The sequence below is a fragment of the [Phormidium] sp. LEGE 05292 genome, from assembly GCF_015207735.1.
GTDB lineage: Bacteria > Cyanobacteriota > Cyanobacteriia > Cyanobacteriales > Aerosakkonemataceae > Floridanema.
In genome coordinates this window covers 1-18064 of sequence record NZ_JADEWG010000050.1, presented here as the reverse complement: position 1 = coordinate 18064, position 18064 = coordinate 1, and the positions used below count along the sequence as shown (strand labels likewise).

General features: G+C 38.5%; 12 protein-coding genes. 4 read left to right on the top strand and 8 right to left on the bottom strand.

Annotated elements, in window-relative coordinates; genetic code table 11:
* Positions 1-6: 6 nt before the first annotated feature.
* The 4 genes from IQ264_RS15545 to IQ264_RS15530 all read right to left on the bottom strand — a co-directional run bounded on the left by IQ264_RS15545 (position 7) and on the right by IQ264_RS15530 (position 10862).
* Positions 7-6930, bottom strand: coding sequence for an AAA family ATPase (locus IQ264_RS15545; protein ID WP_193981705.1), 6924 nt, complete (start codon positions 6928-6930; stop codon positions 7-9).
* An 83-nt stretch (positions 6931-7013) separates the two neighbouring features.
* On the bottom strand, positions 7014-8087 hold the full coding sequence (locus IQ264_RS15540; protein WP_193981704.1) for a diguanylate cyclase domain-containing protein: 1074 nt from the start codon (positions 8085-8087) through the stop codon (positions 7014-7016).
* Positions 8088-8458: 371 nt separating this feature from the next.
* Positions 8459-9643, bottom strand: coding sequence for a U32 family peptidase (locus IQ264_RS15535; RefSeq protein ID WP_193981703.1), 1185 nt, complete (start codon positions 9641-9643; stop codon positions 8459-8461).
* Complete coding sequence (locus IQ264_RS15530; protein WP_193981702.1) at positions 9633-10862, bottom strand: peptidase U32 family protein; 1230 nt, start codon at positions 10860-10862, stop codon at positions 9633-9635. Before IQ264_RS15530 ends, IQ264_RS15535 begins: the two co-directional genes overlap by 11 nt.
* Before the next feature lie 315 nt (positions 10863-11177).
* On the opposite strand from IQ264_RS15530, the gene IQ264_RS15525 reads away from it, so the two are divergent.
* Positions 11178-12611, top strand: coding sequence for an MFS transporter (locus IQ264_RS15525; RefSeq protein ID WP_193981701.1), 1434 nt, complete (start codon positions 11178-11180; stop codon positions 12609-12611).
* 92 nt (positions 12612-12703) lie between these two features.
* The gene (locus IQ264_RS15520; protein WP_193981700.1) at positions 12704-13150 is read left to right on the top strand and encodes a hypothetical protein; all 447 of its coding nucleotides are present in this window, start codon (positions 12704-12706) and stop codon (positions 13148-13150) included.
* Between the two features lie 84 nt (positions 13151-13234).
* Here the strand turns inward: IQ264_RS15520 and IQ264_RS15515 are convergent, their stop codons facing one another.
* Positions 13235-14077: a hypothetical protein gene (locus IQ264_RS15515; RefSeq protein ID WP_193981699.1), complete on the bottom strand. Its 843-nt coding sequence runs from the start codon at positions 14075-14077 to the stop codon at positions 13235-13237.
* A 194-nt stretch (positions 14078-14271) separates the two neighbouring features.
* Entirely contained in the window at positions 14272-14409 is a 138-nt protein-coding gene (locus tag IQ264_RS15510) for a hypothetical protein (protein ID WP_193981698.1), read from the bottom strand.
* A 33-nt stretch (positions 14410-14442) separates the two neighbouring features.
* On the opposite strand from IQ264_RS15510, the gene cmoA reads away from it, so the two are divergent.
* Positions 14443-15204, top strand: coding sequence for a carboxy-S-adenosyl-L-methionine synthase CmoA (cmoA, locus tag IQ264_RS15505; protein ID WP_193981697.1), 762 nt, complete (start codon positions 14443-14445; stop codon positions 15202-15204).
* A 10-nt stretch (positions 15205-15214) separates the two neighbouring features.
* On the top strand, positions 15215-16198 hold the full coding sequence (cmoB, locus tag IQ264_RS15500) for a tRNA 5-methoxyuridine(34)/uridine 5-oxyacetic acid(34) synthase CmoB (protein ID WP_193981696.1): 984 nt from the start codon (positions 15215-15217) through the stop codon (positions 16196-16198).
* 16 nt (positions 16199-16214) lie between these two features.
* Here the strand turns inward: cmoB and IQ264_RS15495 are convergent, their stop codons facing one another.
* Both IQ264_RS15495 and IQ264_RS15490 read right to left on the bottom strand, forming a co-directional pair.
* Complete coding sequence (locus IQ264_RS15495) at positions 16215-16490, bottom strand: hypothetical protein (RefSeq protein WP_193981695.1); 276 nt, start codon at positions 16488-16490, stop codon at positions 16215-16217.
* Positions 16491-16884: 394 nt separating this feature from the next.
* The coding region (locus tag IQ264_RS15490) for an endonuclease MutS2 (protein ID WP_193981694.1) at positions 16885-18064 on the bottom strand (1180 nt) is incomplete at its 5' end.

Sequence of the window (18064 nt, the reverse complement as noted above, 5' to 3'; positions counted from 1 at the left end):
AGTTCGTTAGTCATTTTTTAATTTCTCCAGAAGTTCAATGATTTTGTCAAATCGCAACTGTTTGAGCAGAATTGCCAAATTGTTATATAAGATAGGATGAGATTCGCGGATTTGTTCGGTTAGTTGTCCCAGTTTTTCATCATCTAATCCCTGAGCAGCTTGATAAAGTTGGGCGTTCAATTCCAGCGAGATTTTTGGTAATGATTCTGAGGTTAAGCGAGAAATTATAGTTTCTATTTTTGGTTTTTCTTGTTTCTGGGTGAGCAGTTTCTCGTAGACATAACGGACACCTAAATAGTGAGTCATTTTTTCAAAAATAACCGCTTCTCGAAACGGTTTGCTGACAAAATCATCACAGCCAGTCGCTAAAATATTCGCCTTGTCTTCGGCAAAGGCGTTAGCCGTTAAAGCGATAATAATAGGATGCAACTTTGGTAGAGAGCGGATACGTTTGGTGGCTTCATATCCATTCATGATTGGCATTTGTATATCCATCCAAATCAAATGAGGTTGCCAGCTTTCTGTCAAAGTAACTGCTTCTTGACTGTTAACTGCTTGACGAACTTCAAATCCAACTTGTGAGAGTAAGTTAACAAGCAGTAAACGATTGTCCGGCTGATCTTCGACTACTAAGATGCGATAGTTAGGTTGATTTGGTTCTAAGGCGATCGCTCTTTGAGTTAAAGTTAATTTAGGAAATTCAGTGTCTTTTGGCAGACTAATCTGAATATTGAATTTAAAAATGCTGCCCTGATTTAAAATGCTGCTGACAGTAATTTCTCCTCCCATTAATTGTACGAACTGGCGACTAATTGGTAAACCTAAACCTGTTCCCGACTGAGATTGTTTACCTGCTGCTGTTTGAACAAATGCTTCAAATAAACTATCAATTTCTTCGGGTGCAATACCGGGGCCTGTATCTTCAATTTCAAAATATAGCTGGGAATTGAAAATTGGAAATAGGGGATTAGAAGCATTTGAATTATTAGCGATCGCAGCTTTGATTCGCAAAGTTACATTTCCGGTTTTGGTGAATTTGATGGCATTACCGATCAGATTAATTAAAACTTGCCGCAGTTTACTTTCATCAGTTTTAATATATTGGGGAATGTCCTGAGAAATGTTAAAGATAAGTTGTAAACCTTTGGAAGAAGCTTTAAGTTGAAACATTTCTTCTAAAGAGTTCAGCAAATTGTACAGATCGAAAGTTTGTTCGTGTAGTTCAATCCGACCCGCCTCAATTTTGGACATTTCAAGTACGTCATTAATTAACGTGAGCAAATGTTCACCCGCCCGATTAATAATTCCCAGATATTCTTGTTGCTGGGCACTCAAAGAAACATCCCGATTGAGGATTTGGCTAAAGCCGAGAATCGCATTCAGGGGAGTCCGCAATTCGTGGCTCATTTTGGAGAGAAATTCGCCTTTGGCACGGCTGGCAGCATCGGCGGCTGCGAGGGCTTCTTGTAAAGCAGCTTCGGCAAGTTTGCGATCGCTAATATCAGTAATAAATCCTTCTAAGGCGATCGGTTCTCCCTCTAAGGAAAAAATTCCTTGACCTTTCTCCCATACCCACTTTGGTTTTCCTGCTGCTGTGATAATTCGATAAACTATTTCAAAGGGTTGGTGTAATGCAATAGCAGTTTCAATCTTCCAACGCACGGAAATTCTATCTTCTGGATGGGTCATTTCTTTGTAAGAAAGAGTGTGGTTCTCAATTAAATCTTCTGGATGATAACCTGTTAATTCAAAGCAGCCTTCGCTGACAAATTCCATTGTCCAATTTTTGTCATAACGGTTACGATAGGCAATTCCTGGTAAATTTTTGATTAGGGTAGATAAAGCTCGCTGACTTTCCTGCAAGGCGGCTTCTGTTTGTTGGCGTTCGACAATTTCTTGCTGGAGTTGTTCCAATGTTTGTTGCAATTCCGCTGTTCGTTCTTGGACACGAAACTCTAACTCTTCGTTGGCTTTTTGCAAATCAATTTCTGCTTGTTTGCGATCGTGAATGTCAGCGCAAATTCCTACCCATTCCCTAATACTGCCGTCTTCTGCCAAAATTGGCACTCCACGCGCAGAAAAGTAGCGATAGCTGCCATCAGCAGCGCGGAGGCGATATTCAGTTTCGTAGAGGCTTTTGGTTGCGATCGCCTGCATCCATACTTGGGCACTGCGATCGCGATCGTCTGAATGCAAAGCTTCTAACCAACCCCAATTGCTGACTTCTTCAATAGTTTGACCTGTATATTCCCGCAAAGCCGGGATATCATAAGCTCGTCCTTGAGCATCAGTCATCCAAATCCAAGCCATTTTTGAGGTGGCAATGACAAGCGATCGATACCGTTCTTCGCTCTGGCGTAGTTCTGTTTCTGTCTTTTGTAACTCTTGGACTTTATGTTCTAGGGTTTGTGCATAGTCTTTTTGTGCTTCATAAAGTTGAGCATTTTCTAAGGAGATAGCAGCTTGAGAACACAATAGTTTAAGAAGTTGTGTTTGCTTGGAAGTAAACGCTGCTGCAATTACATTGTTTTCTAAGTAAAGAATCCCAATCAGTTTACCTTGACCCAAAATCGGAGTACACAAAATTGATTTATTTTGATGGTTAATAATGTAGGGATCGTTGATAAAATTTCCCTGCTTACTAGCATGGGTTAAAATCACGTCTTCATGAGTTCGAGAGACATAGTTAACGATCGAGAGCGGGATGCGATCGCTCCCATCCACAGGAATAGATTGCCGCAAAAATATTTGCTGTGCATCCACACTTCCAGTCGCTTCAATAAACAATTGAGCATCTCGATTCAGGATTAAAACACTCGATTGTGCTCCAGCATTTTCTAAGACAATTTGCATCAATTTTGCTAAGACGCGATCGAGCTCAACTTCACCCTTAATAGCTTGAGAAGCTTTCATAACCGTCATTAAGTCTAGAGCAATTGAAGTTTCTAAACTCGTGGAAGCGAAAGTTCTGGCGGTCATTGATGTAATAGAATTACTGGGAATTAAAGTCTTTTGTTCGCGGTTAAAAATGGGAGCCAGAAGTTGGGTATAGCGTTTTTCTAAATCTTGCACTTTCGCTTTAGCACCCCATTGAGCATAAGCATAATAGGCATCAACCAGATAAGGTTGAGCAATTTTTTCTTTGTTCCAAGACAGGTAAAATTTAGCAGCTAATTCGTTGGCGATCGCTTTTTCATTCAAATAATTATTTTCATGAGCACCATTAATAGCCAGGTCATAAGTCTCAATTGCTGCTACAGTTTCCCCTAACACTCGATACCGTTCAGCTTCTACAAGATAAAATTTATGCAAGAAATTCATCGGCGCAGAATTCGCCCATTTTTTTAGCTTTTCTTGGTTACTTTGTACTTTAAGAAGATGCTGTTGTTGTTCTGACTCAGCTTCATTAAAATATATCGCCAACCGAATTAGAGAATCATAAAAATAAAATATCGGCCCATTAACCATCCCCGTTACTGCATCTAAATATTGTTCCGCTTGAGTAGCATTTTCCCAAGCTTGCTGAACTTCTCCAAATACATAACAAACAATGAGTTTATGGAAGTAAAAATAGTGGAGTCCATTTCTATCTTTAGCCTCGATATGAAATGGTAGCATTTTTTCTTCATGATAAACTTGACCCCCGAAATAACAGGGATTCTCCGACTGACCTAATAAATTCAGAACAGCCTGATGAACAATTTGGTTGTAATTTAAAGCCGCTTCTTGTCTGAGGTGAATTAAAGCTTGACTACCCGCCGCAATTTTCGGTTCAACTTCGGTTAATATGCCACCCATTAAATAAGAAAGCTGAGAAATTTCTTTGGCTGAATATCCGGTTTCTAATTCTCCGGTTTCCAATCCCTTAACATAAGCTTCTTCCAGCAAGCTCACCGCTTCTTTAAAATGTTGTTTTCCATGAATTAAGTGCGCTCCAACTGTATAAAATATTTTAGTTTTTAGATAATTCGCCTGTAATTTATCAACAATATTCAGCGCCAGTTGCCCAAATTCATAACCCCTTTGAATCTCTTGAATAACTCCACTTAAAATCAATCCATACAACCCATAAGCAAAAGCAGATAAAGGAGCATTGCCATAATAAACTGATAACTGTACCATCTCTAAAATAATCAATGGTAAGAGCGCAGGCGCACTCATATAAGCAGGAGAAACTAAACTGGATAAAATTCGTAATGCTACCTGCTTATCTGGTTCTACCATTTCTGGTAAATTAACGAAATCTGCAATTTTTTGATCTATAAAAAGAGACGCAGTAGCTTCTAATTTATGCTGAATATCCCCAGGACTTGGTTGTGTAGGAAAACTAACACCCAAAAGTTTCAGAACTTCCAGTCCCATTTCCAGTGCTTCTTTTAGTTTAACCTGGGCTGTACAAGCGGAAAGTTGTACTTCATAAACCTTGACTTTATCTAATAAAGTTCTGGCATGATCTAGCACAAGTTTTGCTAATTCTTCCATTTGTTCAAAATCAGTATTGAGGTAAGCTGCTTCCACCGATTCAGCATATAAATTAAGCGTTGTTTCATAGTGATTTTGCCAGCTATCCCCATTGATAAGTTTCCTTCCTACTGTTAAGTAATCGACAGCAGTGGTATATGCAGTCGCCGTTTTTGCTTTACGTCCTGCGATTAAATTTAACTGCGCTAATTCGTAACGATCGCTTGGGTTTAAAATCAGGTCTAACCCATAATTTAATTGGTTAACAATTTCAAAAATCTTTTCTTCTTGTTCTGGTTTTGCAGTATTATTTAACAATAACTGACCGATTTTGAGGTGAGTTGCTTGTTTTTGTTCATCTGGAATCAAAGAATAAGCAGCCTGTTGGACGCGGTCGTGAAGAAATTTATAACGGGGTGATGGGTAATTACTAACTGTTAATGGGGGATACTCTGACCTATCTTGAAAAAATTTGTAAACATCATTGATGGGTAAAATGACCCCTTCCTGTAAGGCAAACCACAAATTACAAGCAGTTGCTTCTAGGGAATTTTCCGCAACAATAGATAGGGTATTTAAATCAAAAGAATTGCCAATACAAGCTGCTATTTTTAGAAGTTGTTGAGTCAATTCTGGCAAATTTTGTAACTTAAATGCCATAAACTCTACTACATCATCGGTAATCGAAAGCGTCCGCACTTGAGCTAAGTCGCATTGCCAACAGTTCCGCTCAAAGTCAAAGGTAATCATTCCCTCTTCATGCAGATATTTGAGAAATTGATTAGTAAAGAAAGGATTACCTTTAGTTTTTTGATAAACCCATTCCGTTAAAGGTGAAGCAAGTTCTGTCGGGCAATTTAAGGCATCGGCAATTAAATGATTAATTGATGAGTGCGAAAGGGGAGTCAGGGTTAGCGTTTGTAAAGTTATACCCGTTTTTTTGATAGCTTCTAAATTTAATGGCAATGGATGAGCGGGATTAACTTCGTTATCTCGATAAGCACCCATTAACAGCAAATAGCGAGTCTCACTTTCACTTCCCAATATTTGTAACAGGTTTAAGGAAGCAGAATCTGCCCATTGTAAGTCATCTAAGAAAATTACTAGAGGATGTTCTTGAGTGGCAAACACAAAAACAAATTTACAAAACAATAAATTAAAGCGATTTTGGGCTGCATTTCCTGACAGTTCAGCAACAGCAGGTTGAGAACCAATAATTTGTTCGAGTTCAGGAATAACTTCGATAATCACTTGGGCGTTTTCTCCCAATGCTGCGATAATTTTGGTTTTCCAAAGTTGCAATTTTTCGCTACTTTCAATGAGCAGTTGTTTCGTTAATTCTCGAAAAACTTCTACCCAACCAGACAAAGGAATATTACGATTAAATTGGTCGAATTTTCCTTTAATAAAGTATCCCTTAGAACGGACAATAGGTTTGTGAATTTCGTTAACAACTGCTGTTTTTCCAATCCCCGAAAAACCTGCTACTAACAGAATTTCTGGATTACCTTGAGCAACGCGATTCTCGAACGCTTGTAGCAAAGTCTGGACTTCTCGTTCTCGACCATAAAGTTTTTCCGGGATGAGAAAGCGATCGCAAATATCTCGCTTTCCAATGGGAAATGGCACAATTTTACCCTGACTTTGCCATTGCTGCTGACAAATTTCTAAGTCATATCTAATCCCGTAAGCATTTTGATAGCGGTCTTCAGCATTTTTTGCCATCAATTTCAAAATAATATCATTGACAACTTCAGGCAGGGTTGGATTAATTGCGATCGGAGAAAGTGGCGTTTTAGCAATATGGCAATGAACAATCTCCATTGGGTCAGTTGCCAGACAAGGAAGTTGTCCAGTTAATAATTCATAGAAAGTAACACCAAGGGAATAGAAATCGGTACGATAATCAATCCCTCGATTCATGCGTCCCGTTTGTTCGGGTGCGATATAAGCGAGAGTGCCTTCTAGTAGGATGTTCAATGTTTGAATTTCTTGAGTTTCTCTGGGTAAAAGAGAAGAAATACTAAAGTCAATTAATTTAACTTCTTGCGTTTGAGGATTGATTAATAAGTTTTGGGGCTTAATATCTTTGTGAATAATACAGTTGTGGTGCAATCCTTCGATAATTTTGACGATTTGTAGGGCAATAGAGAGAAATTCATCAATCGGCAAAGGTTGATTATTAGTATATTTTGACAAGGAAATCCCGCCAAAGTCTTCCATGATTAAGGCAAAACTGTTGCCGTAAGTTTCTAGACTGTAGGGTTTGATGATACCGGGAATGTTGAGATTTTTAGCCAGGGTATATTGATGACGAAACTGTGCTAAATCCCGATAGCTGGGATAGTCACTTTTATGCAGTTTAATAGCAACAGGTTGTCCGTCGGACTGACGAATACCTCGATAAACTTGAGTGCGGCAATTGTCGTGAATTTGTTCGAGAATTTGGTATCCAGTTAAACTTAACATAATTAAATTGAATTGAAGGATAAGGATAGATTATTGAAATTTTTTCTAATGATATTTTTTGGGATGGGGAATGCGCTCAGTATTTACACCCATACGCTAAAGCGATCGCGTCCCTGTCTTTTAGCTTTATAAAGCGCCTCATCAGCTTGGTGAATTAAATTTTCTACTGATAAATCTAGGGTCGGAATTATCGTCGATACTCCTAAACTTAAGGTGATGTATTGACTGACTTCTGATTGAGCGTGAGGAATTTTCAGCTGTTGGATTTCTTGTTGGATTAATTGAGCAACAGCGATCGCTCCTTCGGCAAAAGTATTGGGTAGAATAATAACAAACTCTTCACCACCATAACGCGCTACTAAATCTGCCGGACGCTTGACAGCACGGTTAATCGCTTGAGCTACCTGCTGTAAACAATTATCTCCCCCTTGATGTCCGTAGCAATCGTTATAATTTTTAAAGTAATCGATATCACATAAAATTAAAGATAAGGGTTGTTTCTCTCTAACTAATCGTTTCCATTCTTGAGATAAATATTCGTCAAAGCGACGACGATTAGCCACTTGCGTTAACCCGTCTAAATTAGCAAGGCTTTGTAACTCTTCATTTACTTTCGCTAGTTCAATTTGAGCCATTTGTAGTTGCTTTAGTGCTAGTTCTAGTTGCTTAGATTTTTCCCTTGCCTCGGCTTCTGATTTTTGTAATCTTTCGTTCTGTTTGTTGAGTCTTTTTTGTAAAAGTTGAATGGTAAAATGAGTGTCAATTCGTGCTAAAACCTCATCAATTTGAAATGGTTTAGTTACATAATCTACCCCCCCAACTCTAAAAGCTTCAACCTTATCTATAACCTCATCTAAGGCACTCAAGAAAATAACTGGAATAGAGCGAGTCCGCCGATCTTTTTTCAGATGTTCGCATACCTCATATCCCCTCATATCTGGCATCAAAATATCGAGTAAAATTACATCGGGTAAATTGGCTTTTATACCCATGAGTGCAATTTTTCCATTCACTGCTTTGCGAACTTTATATCCCGCTTCAATTAGCAGAGTTGATAAAAGATTAATTTCTTCGAGATTGTCATCCACGATTAAAATTTCTCCTTTCAACGTGGAAATGCGATCGGCTCTGCCGTTCTGGAGGAAATCGCTTATCATTTGGCAGCTACTCCAATACCTTAATAATTTGGTCAAATCGTAATTTTTTAGTGAACTCTAACGAGGCATCTGTATATCCATCCAGATTAGATGCGCTTGCCAACTTTCGGCAAGAGTAACTGCTTGTTCAGATGGAAACGTAATGGGTAATGAGTAGTAGAAATCACATTACTCACTACCGATTATCAATTATTGGCTAAACCCGCCCCTACCTCTTATATATTAATCATTTTTGTAAACGATATAACGAGATTTGAGAGGTTCTACTTCCACTGCTGCAAGATCTGAAAATTCCTCTACCATCATCATGTTTTCAAAAAGGGCTTTCCTGTACTCATGTTGATAACACAAGTGTTGGAGAACTTTCCTGTTTATTTACGGTTGCTCAATAGTAAAGTTCCTGGTACTGCTTTTTTAATCCAATTTGTCACTAGAATTTGCTCAGATGTAAAAGTTTTTAATTGCTCGCCATTTAAGTTACGAAAGGCAATTTCAGGCGGAATTTTAATCTCTTCGCCTGTGGGCATAATCATGCTTTGAATTTGGGAAACCTCGAAAGGTCGAAAGGTTTGGAAAACTACATATTTTCCGCTTTCTCCAGTTAAGACTTCCGCTAAACAATTTTGATTTCGGTAATCTGCTACTTTCGATTTCATTCTGGAAAAAACCGATGTAGTACGATTTGCTTTAAAAAATGGGGCGCGAGTTTCTCTAAACCAATTTAATCGTAAAGTTGCCGGATCTTCGAGAATTTGGCGGCAAATATTATCAATATCAACTGCGACATCGCCATTTTTTTCTAAATGTCGCAAGTCTAATCTTACTGTATGTAATCGGGCCGATCGCAAACCGTCCAATTTATCCAAAATAAACTGGTCTTTGTCCAAAAACATGAATGTTCCATGTATAGTTTCGAGAGTGGGAAAATGCCGATTCGGTGCATCTTCAAAAGCAGCAGTAGTTTCTAAATAAAGTGCTGAATTAGGGTTAAACTCATATAAATTGTTTTCTTCCTTCTGCCTTTCCCAAAGTAGCGATCGCGGCGAGTAAAATAGTAAAATTTGTCCCACACCGAGTAGTTCGCAAGCGACGGGAAGTTTTTGGCAATATTCAATTAGCTTTTCTTCGGGGAGTTCGATCGACAATATCAAACGTTCCAAAGTTTCGCTAAAAATTTCGCACCACCCAAGCAAAGATTCAAGATTATGATTCCCCGTTTCTACAATTAACTGTATTGGCATTTTTGGGAAGTGAATTTTCAACCAATAAGCAACACCCGGATCGCAAACGCGAATTGCTGCAAATTGACTCAAATTCCAACTTTTTAACCTTTCACAAACATCGTTCATTACCCGTTCTGGCATCAGAATATCCCAAACTAAAACCGGGCGCAATTCTCGTTTTAAAGCTTCCCCAGCTAAAGTTTGTATCTGATTTTCTGTGAGTTTTCCCTGACGTGCTAATAATATCGGTTCTAATAACACTTCCTCTAAATTAGGAGCATTAACGCACCGTTCTAAATCGGGAATTGATGAAATAAAAGTGTTAAATTGCATGAGTTACTTCTTTAACTGCTGATTTGAATCGAACTACATTGAATTTAGCAATATTTCCTGCTTTTGTTGCTGCTGGAAATTTCGGAATTCGTGCAATACTATCTTGGCGCATAAATTCTACGCTTTCACCTGTAGCGGAAAATAGGCGATCGACTTTCCCCCGAATCGCCTCCCCTTCAAATGGGATAATTTCAATCTCTTCTCCTAATGCAAAAGGTTCCACAAGTCGCAACACAATTTCTTCAGGAGTGGTATCAACAACCAAACCTAAATATTCGTAAGTTCCTGTATTTATCCCAGACAATTGTCCGAACACAGAATCTCTACCTGCTGGTGTTTCTAAAGAACCAGAAAAATAGTCTCGGTTAGGTACAGATTGCAGTTCTCGCGCCGCAACTTGTAGCATTTCTGCATTCAATGTTCCGGCTGCATAAGCATCAATTAATTGACGATAAACCTTACAAGTCAAGCCAACATAGAAGGAAGATTTCATTCGCCCTTCAATTTTCAAAGAGCAAATTTGATGTTGAAAAAACTCTCCGATTTGATAAATTCCCCACAAATCCCTAGAAGACATGAAAGTTACTAAATCATCAGATTTCTTCTCTTCAGTTTCTAAATGATAAGGTAATCTGCAAGATTGAATACAACCGCCACGATTAGAATCTCGACCTGCGGTAAAATTAGAAATAGTGCAATGTCCAGAATAAGCCATACACATCGCGCCGTGAGTAAACATTTCCACTTCAATGCCTGACTTTTCTCGGATTGCGCCAGCTTCAGCAATAGTCAATTCTCGCCCGACAATTAACCGCTTCACTCCCATTTCTTTCCACAACAGTCCAGCATAAGAATTGAGGCAAGAAGCTTGCGTCGATAAGTGAATATTCAGATTTGAACTGTTACGAATAGCCCGAATTACACCGAGATCGGAAACAATAACAGCATCTACGCCAATAGATTCTAAAAAATGACAATATTCAGCTAATCCAACAAAATCTGTATCGTGAAGAAAGGCGTTTAGAGTAACATAAATTTTCGCATTATGCTGATGGGCAAATACCACAGCTTGCTCTAATTCATAATCGGTAAAATTATCAGCACGCGCCCGTAATCCATAATTTTGCCCACCTAAATATATCGCATCAGCACCATAAGCAATGGCAACTTTGAGGCGTTCTAAGTTTTTCGCTGGGGCTAGGAGTTCCGGTTTCCACATGGTATTATTTGGGGCTAAGCTTATGTTATCTTGATTTTAATTGGTTATTTACAGAAATTGAGCAATCTTCAATGGTTCTTGAGAAGAATTTTTTTGAACCGCAAAGACACGAAGAGCGCGAAGAGAAGAGGAAGAAAGAGGAGAAGGAGGGGTTTTTACAATTGATTTAGGCTTGGGATATTTGCTACAAATTGTAGAGATGGGCGGTTTTTGCCGGAATTTCTATCGCTGGGTATTCAAATTCGTTGGCAAAAATCTTGTAACATGAAAACTCCTTCTTTAGCAATAAAACTCAGGAACTAAGAAAGTAACGAAATGACTACAACTTTAACTAGCCAACCTTTATCCTTTGAACAAAGGCTGGATGCTGCACCAGTAACTCGTGTAATGTGGTTACTTTGGGTGCTATCTGCGGGATTAATTGCCTTAGATGGTTTCGATTTTTTTATTATTGGTATCGCTTTACCATTTCTTAAGCAAGACTTTAATTTAAGTTCGACGCAAGTTGGCGCTGTGGCGGTAGCTGCGATCGCGGGATCGCTAGTAGGCGCACTAACTTTAGGCCCAATTACTGATAAAATTGGCAGACATTTAATGCTAATTATTGATATTGCCATTTTTGTAATTGCTACTGCTGGAACAGCATTTGCTTGGGATGCCACTTCACTAATTATATTTCGTTTTTTGGTAGGCATTGGCATCGGTGCAGATTATCCAATTAGTGTTGCCTATATTACGGAAAACGTTCCTTCTCGACTGCGGGGAAGAATGGTAATTGGTGCTTTTACTTTTCAAGCAGTTGGGCAACTTTTGGGTGCTTTAACTGGATTAATTACAATTCACTTGTTTCAAGTCATTTATCCAAATTCAATATTACCAACTATTCAATATTCCTGGCGTTGGATGTTAGGAGTGGGGTTATTATTAGCAATTATTGTTGCCATTTTGCGGTTTAGTTTCTTGTTAGAAAGTCCCCGTTATTACATTGCTAGGGGTGAATATAAGGAAGCTTCTGAGGCGGCAACTACTTTATTAAATGAACCGATCGCCATTACCAAAGAAACCGATCCGCCAACACAGCAATCAAGTCTTTCTTACAGTTCTTTATTTTCTCCTCAATTCCTTCGCAGTACATTTTTAGCTTCGGTTCCTTGGTTTTTACAAGATATTGCTACTTATGGAATTGGCATTTTTACCCCAACAATTATTGGGGTTTTAGCTTTTGAAAATGCTAGCAGTTTTCTTGAGCGAGAAATCGCTTCTGCCAGAGGTTCTGCTTTTGTCGATCTGTTTTTAATTGCAGGGTTTTTGATTGCGGTATTTTTGGTTGAAAAAGTAGGACGAATTCGCTTACAAATTATCGGCTTTTGTGGTATGGCTGTGGGGCTTTTGGTGTTAGCTGCTTCTAATTTTCTCAACTCAGATAGTTTTTTGGATATAGCGATCGTCTTTATCGGTTTTCTAATCTTTAATCTAACCATGAATGCTGGGCCAAATTCCACAACTTTTCTACTATCAGGAGAAGTTTTTCCCACTTCAATTCGCGCCAGTGGTGCTGGTTTTGCTGCCGCTTTCGCCAAAGCTGGAGCCGTGTTAGGCACTTTTGCTTTACCAATTTTACAAAAATCAGTGGGAATTTCAATCTTGCTGTTTTTGTTGGCTATATTTTGCGTATTAGCAGCAGTAATTACCTATATGTTTCAAGTTGAAACTACAGGAAAATCACTGGAAGCAGTGAATCGATTTTAGATATTAAATTTTAGATTTTGGATTACTTAATCTAAAATCTAAAATCCGTTTGTTGTGAGGGCTTTAGTCCTAATTCTGGATATACTTGAAATATGCAAGTAATTCAGCGAACTTTTACCTTATTAACTCTGCGGGAACGTCCCATTGGCATCTGGGTTTTGAGCAGTTTTACCGCAACAATTGGACTGCTAATTTTTATATCTTCTCTACCTCCTCTTGATTGGTTTGGATTCTTTTGCATTATTTGTGCGAATTTTATGATGTTTGGTAGCCCGGAAAAGATTTGTTTATTTGATAAATCGGTAAATCGGGTTACTTTTAAACAAAAAGGATGGCTAGGAAATCAATACAGTCATTTTCCCATTACCAAAATTTCTTTAGTTGAAGTTGAACCCTTTAAATTATTTGGGATTCAATTTTATAGATTAAGTCTAAAGTTATTATCAGGAGAAATCTTCTATTTAACTCCTATTCCCAGTACTGACGATCGACTATTACACAATTTAGCTGGCTCGATTCAAGAATTTATCAGGTATTAAGCTATCAAACTTGCATACTGAGTTGCACCAAGAGGCAGAACCTCCCCTGCTGCAACATCTGAGCAACCGGAGAGGCGAAAAAAATTAGGTTTTAGTTTTAGCCTTAGTCTTTGTCTTAATTCCTCTGATCGCATCAATACTATTTTTAATCGGCTTAAATCGATAAATTGGTAATAACCAACGTCCTACTAAACTCATGCCTATAAAACCTGGGGAACGGGTAGAGAGATAAGCTGGTTTTTCCAGGGAACAGGGTTGCGGGGAGTAAGTTTGTGTACCCAAAGGTGCATATTCTGGATCGTGCCAATAATTAATTTTCCGAACCGGATCGAGTTTATGATTACGTACTCCTGGCACTTGATGTAAATGTCGGGGGCGGATGGTGAAACAGGGATTTAATACTTTGAAACCCGCCTCTATTGCCCGTTGAGCTATAAATAAATCGCAACCTTGAATACCGAGTTGGTAATTATTTTTAAACGCGCGTAATGGGGTGCGAAAAATCCAACAGTCATGTGCTCCCGCCGTCGCAATATGAAAAAGTTTCCAGCCACCATCCTTGGTAGGTTCATATCGAGATACTGTCCAAAATTCACTATTAGTAATCTCTGATGCTCTTTCTAATTGACTATTTTCGTCGAAGTAAATATCGCCGTTGACAATAATTGCTACCTGCTCATTTCCCCACTGATTTGCTACTTCTATCAAATCAGCATAAGTGGAACGGTGATTTACAGGAATAATTTCTAATTTTTCATGGGAAAATCCTTCTAAGTAGCCATAGCCTGTATCTGGATCTTTGATTTCAAAAAAAACTTTAACAGCTTCAATATAAGGATGTGCCAGATTTCTTTCTAAACAAGTGATAAATTCTTGGGCACGTTCAGGCTTGCAAGGGGCAAAAAGTGTAGTTAGCAAAATAGCCATAAAATTTCTCGTTGCAATTATTGACAGAATTTAAGTAATATCGGCTGCACCTCTCACACAAACAGATAAACTCTTAACGGAGTTGCTACTGAAATGAAGAGTTTAATATTTTATCTCTCATCATTAATATTGCAGTATATCATAACAATGCTTATATATGTAAAATATGTAAATAATTGGTAAATTACGCGGAACTAAGCATTAGTAATGGCTGAAATTTTTTTCCTTTCATTAATTGGGGCGCTGTTGTTTTTCAGGCCAGCACTAGGAGCGATCGCTATTCGGCGCTCTCTATCAATTCCTTGACAATTAGTTCTGCTGGTAATTTGCATTTTGTACGCAACTTTTCCCTTGGAATCAATCTCATGAAAGACCCTGAAATTTATCCTACCGAACTTTATCTTAGCCCTGAAAAAGATGAGCTGTTTGAAAAAGGCCCTTGGCCTAAACCTTTTGTTTTTAACGAGGATGTGGTCAATGTTTTTGATAACATGATCTCGCGCTCAGTTCCTCTTTATCGGGAAGTTTTAGCCTGTGCTGCTCATTGGACTAAAGCTTACTACCAAACAGGAACTAAAATTATTGATATTGGCTGTTCTACGGGAACATTTTTAGAATTAATCGGGCGATTTTTACAGCAACCAGCTACAATAGTTGGGATTGATAATTCTCAACCTATGTTAGAAAAAGCTAGGGAAAAGTTGTTACCAATTCAGCAAATTCATCAAGTAGAGTTAATTTGTGCTGGTGCCGAAAGTTGTTCTTTTGAAAATAGCAGCGTGGTAATTATTAATTACACTTTACAGTTTTTGCCCTTACAAGTGCGGCAAAAGTTACTAAAGTCGATATACGAAGGTTTAGTTCCCGGTGGTTTGTTATTTTTGAGTGAAAAGGTGAAATCACCTTACCCCCTATTTCAAGAAACAATTACTCGACATTATGAAGCTTTTAAGGCTTATAATGGATATGCTCATACGGAAATTGAACGCAAAAAGGAAGCACTAGAAAATGTTTTAGTACCTTTAACTGAAACTGAGCAATTGCAAATGTTAAAAGATAGTGGTTTTCAGCAGGTTGATTCTTTAATTAAACTGCATAATTTTCTTTCTTTGGTAGCACTGAAATAGGATTATTTTGATGTTTGATGAGTTTATTGGTTATCTAGCACCTGATTATTGCGATCGCTATTCCACCCACTTAGAACGAGAAGCAATTTTAACTCTACGTCAGGAACGACAAGCTAAATTATTCACACAGCAAAATCGTCAATATCAAGAAGCAGTTGCCGCTATTCAAGACATTGAAAGCAATTGGTTTGACTTTTCTGATTCAGTTGTTAAAATCGGGCGAAAAGATGAACTTATCGCAGAACAACAGCAGCGTTTTTTACAAACAGTAAAAGCTTTTTGTCCTTGGAAAAAAGGGCCTTTTGAACTGTTTGGGATTAATATAGATGCTGAGTGGCGTTCTGATTGGAAATGGGCAAGGATTTTACCTTATATTCAATCTTTAGAAAATCGTAAAGTTGCGGATATTGGTTGCCACAATGGTTATTTTATGTTTCGCATGACAGAACAAAAACCTGATTGTGTAATTGGGTTTGAACCTGTGGCAAAGCACTTTTGGAACTTTCAATTAATGCAGAATATTGTTCAGCAAGAAAACCTATTTTTTGAGTTACTTGGAGTGGAACATATTCACTTTTTCCCCAACTTTTTTGATACAATCTTTTGCTTGGGTATTTTATATCATCATCCCGATCCGATCGGGCTTTTAGGTAAAATGAAACAAGCTCTAGCACCCAAGGGAGAAATTATTATAGATTGTCAAGGAATACCCGGAGAATTACCAGTTTCCTTGACTCCCCGAAAGCGTTACGCACAGGCGCGAGGGATTTGGTTTTTACCCACTCAAAGTTGTTTAGAAAATTGGTTGGCGCGTGCAGGTTTTACTCAGATTAACTGTTTTTTTGCTGCACCTTTGTCAGTTGAAGAACAGCGTCGTACTGCTTGGGCAGATATTGATAGTTTACCAGAATTCCTCAATTCTGATGATGATTCTTTAACAGTGGAAGGTTATCCAGCACCTTGGCGTTATTATGTTATTGCCAGGAAGGACTAATCTGATAAAATTTGTCCTAACTTCCTCTTAACTTTTGCTGCTTTTGCTGATAGTCATTCCAAATTAAATGCAAATTTTTTTTGGTGACTTTTTCGCCTAATGCTTGTGAAAGATCTTGCCACAATTGAGAGCCAACACTTTTAATATAAGCACTACAATAAGAAGATTCCTCTGCCATTTGAGTATAAGCTTTACCTAACCATGACTGATGCAAAATGAATCGCTCTATTGCAGTGAGTTGCCGGGATAATAGCACCCTTTCTACGGTTTCTAGAACTTCCTCAAAATTCATTGATTAATTGGTTCTCAATCAACTGGACGGTGTTAAGTGATTTGTCAATCGTTCTGATTAACAAAACGGCTCATATAATTTTCATTATCGTTATTATTGTACTTTCCTTCTTATGACTGATGGCAAGAAAGAATTTGTAAAATTTCTAACTTTAAGAATAGCTAAAGCTGTATTTAATATCATGTCCGATCGATCGGCCATAATATACTTAATCCAAAACCCTGTAGAGACGTTATGTATAACGTCTCTACATTATAGGTAATTAACCGGACATGATATAAGTAGCCCTTATCAATTGTGTATACCAAAACCCGTGAAAAAGCAAAGTAGAGACATTTAATACAACATCTCTATTTTGCAGAATGTTCATTTTTAGGATAAATTTAGTCTGAATTTAACGTAGATAAGCGATCGTCACTCCTGCACCACCTTCTTTAGAATCAGCTAACTCGAAACGATCAACTTGTGGGTGCTCTTGCAAAAATTCATGCACACCTTGGCGCAGTTTTCCCGTACCTTTACCATGCACGATCCACAACACGCCAGCATTAGTCGCTGCATTAATTCCCCGTTCTAACTCACTTTCGGCATCTGCGACTCGATAGCCGCGAATATCAACGGTATTTTGCGAGGTGCGAATAGCGGGTGCGGGTGGTGGCGCTTGAGTTCCGCCTTTGTTTGGCGAAGTTCGAGGTGTTTCTTTTTCAGCTGGTTTTTGTTTAACTGGAAGTTCTGCTTTTTCCCCGCTTAAAGATTCAACATCTGCCAAAGAAAGGGTCATTTTCATGCTGCCAAATCGCACGCTTAAGTTACCGTTTTCATCAGCAGCGGTTAAAACTTCCGCAGTTTGATTAAATTTGGGAATGCGAATTCGATCGCCAACTTGCGGTTTAAATCCAGGTTTTGGTTTTGCTGGCGGTGGCAAATGTTTCTCTTTAATTTGATTAATTGCCTCTGTCGCTGCTTGTGCATCTTTTCCCGTCACATTTCCCTGTTGTAAACGGCGAATTACTTGAGCAATTTCGCCTTTTGCTTGTGCGATCGCAGCTTGAACAGCTTGTTCTTGTTGTAGCCGTAATTGCTGTTCTCTTTCTTTTAAATTAGCCGCTTTTCTTGCTACTTCTTCATGTAATTTTTCCGCTTGTTTTAACAGTTCCGCTGCTTCTTCCGCTTTAGTTTCTTGCCGTTTTCTTTGCGCTTCCAAACCTGCAATTACTTGGTTAACATCTTCCGATGCACCACCAACATAATTTTGCGCTTGTTCCACAATTTCGGCATTCAATCCTAATCTTTTCGCAATTGTTAAAGCATTAGAACGTCCGGGAATTCCCCACAATAATCGATAGGTTGGCGAAAGGGTAACATCATTAAATTCTACTGAGGCATTTTCAAATCTTTCATCTTCATATTTGAGAGCTTTTAATTCGCCAAAGTGAGTCGTCGCCATTGTTAATAAACTGGTGTTGGCGAGATGTTGTAAAAGTGCGATCGCCAAAGCACTTCCCTCCGCTGGATCTGTTCCCGCACCCACTTCATCAAGTAATACAAGGGACTGGGGGGAAGAGGTGGGGGGG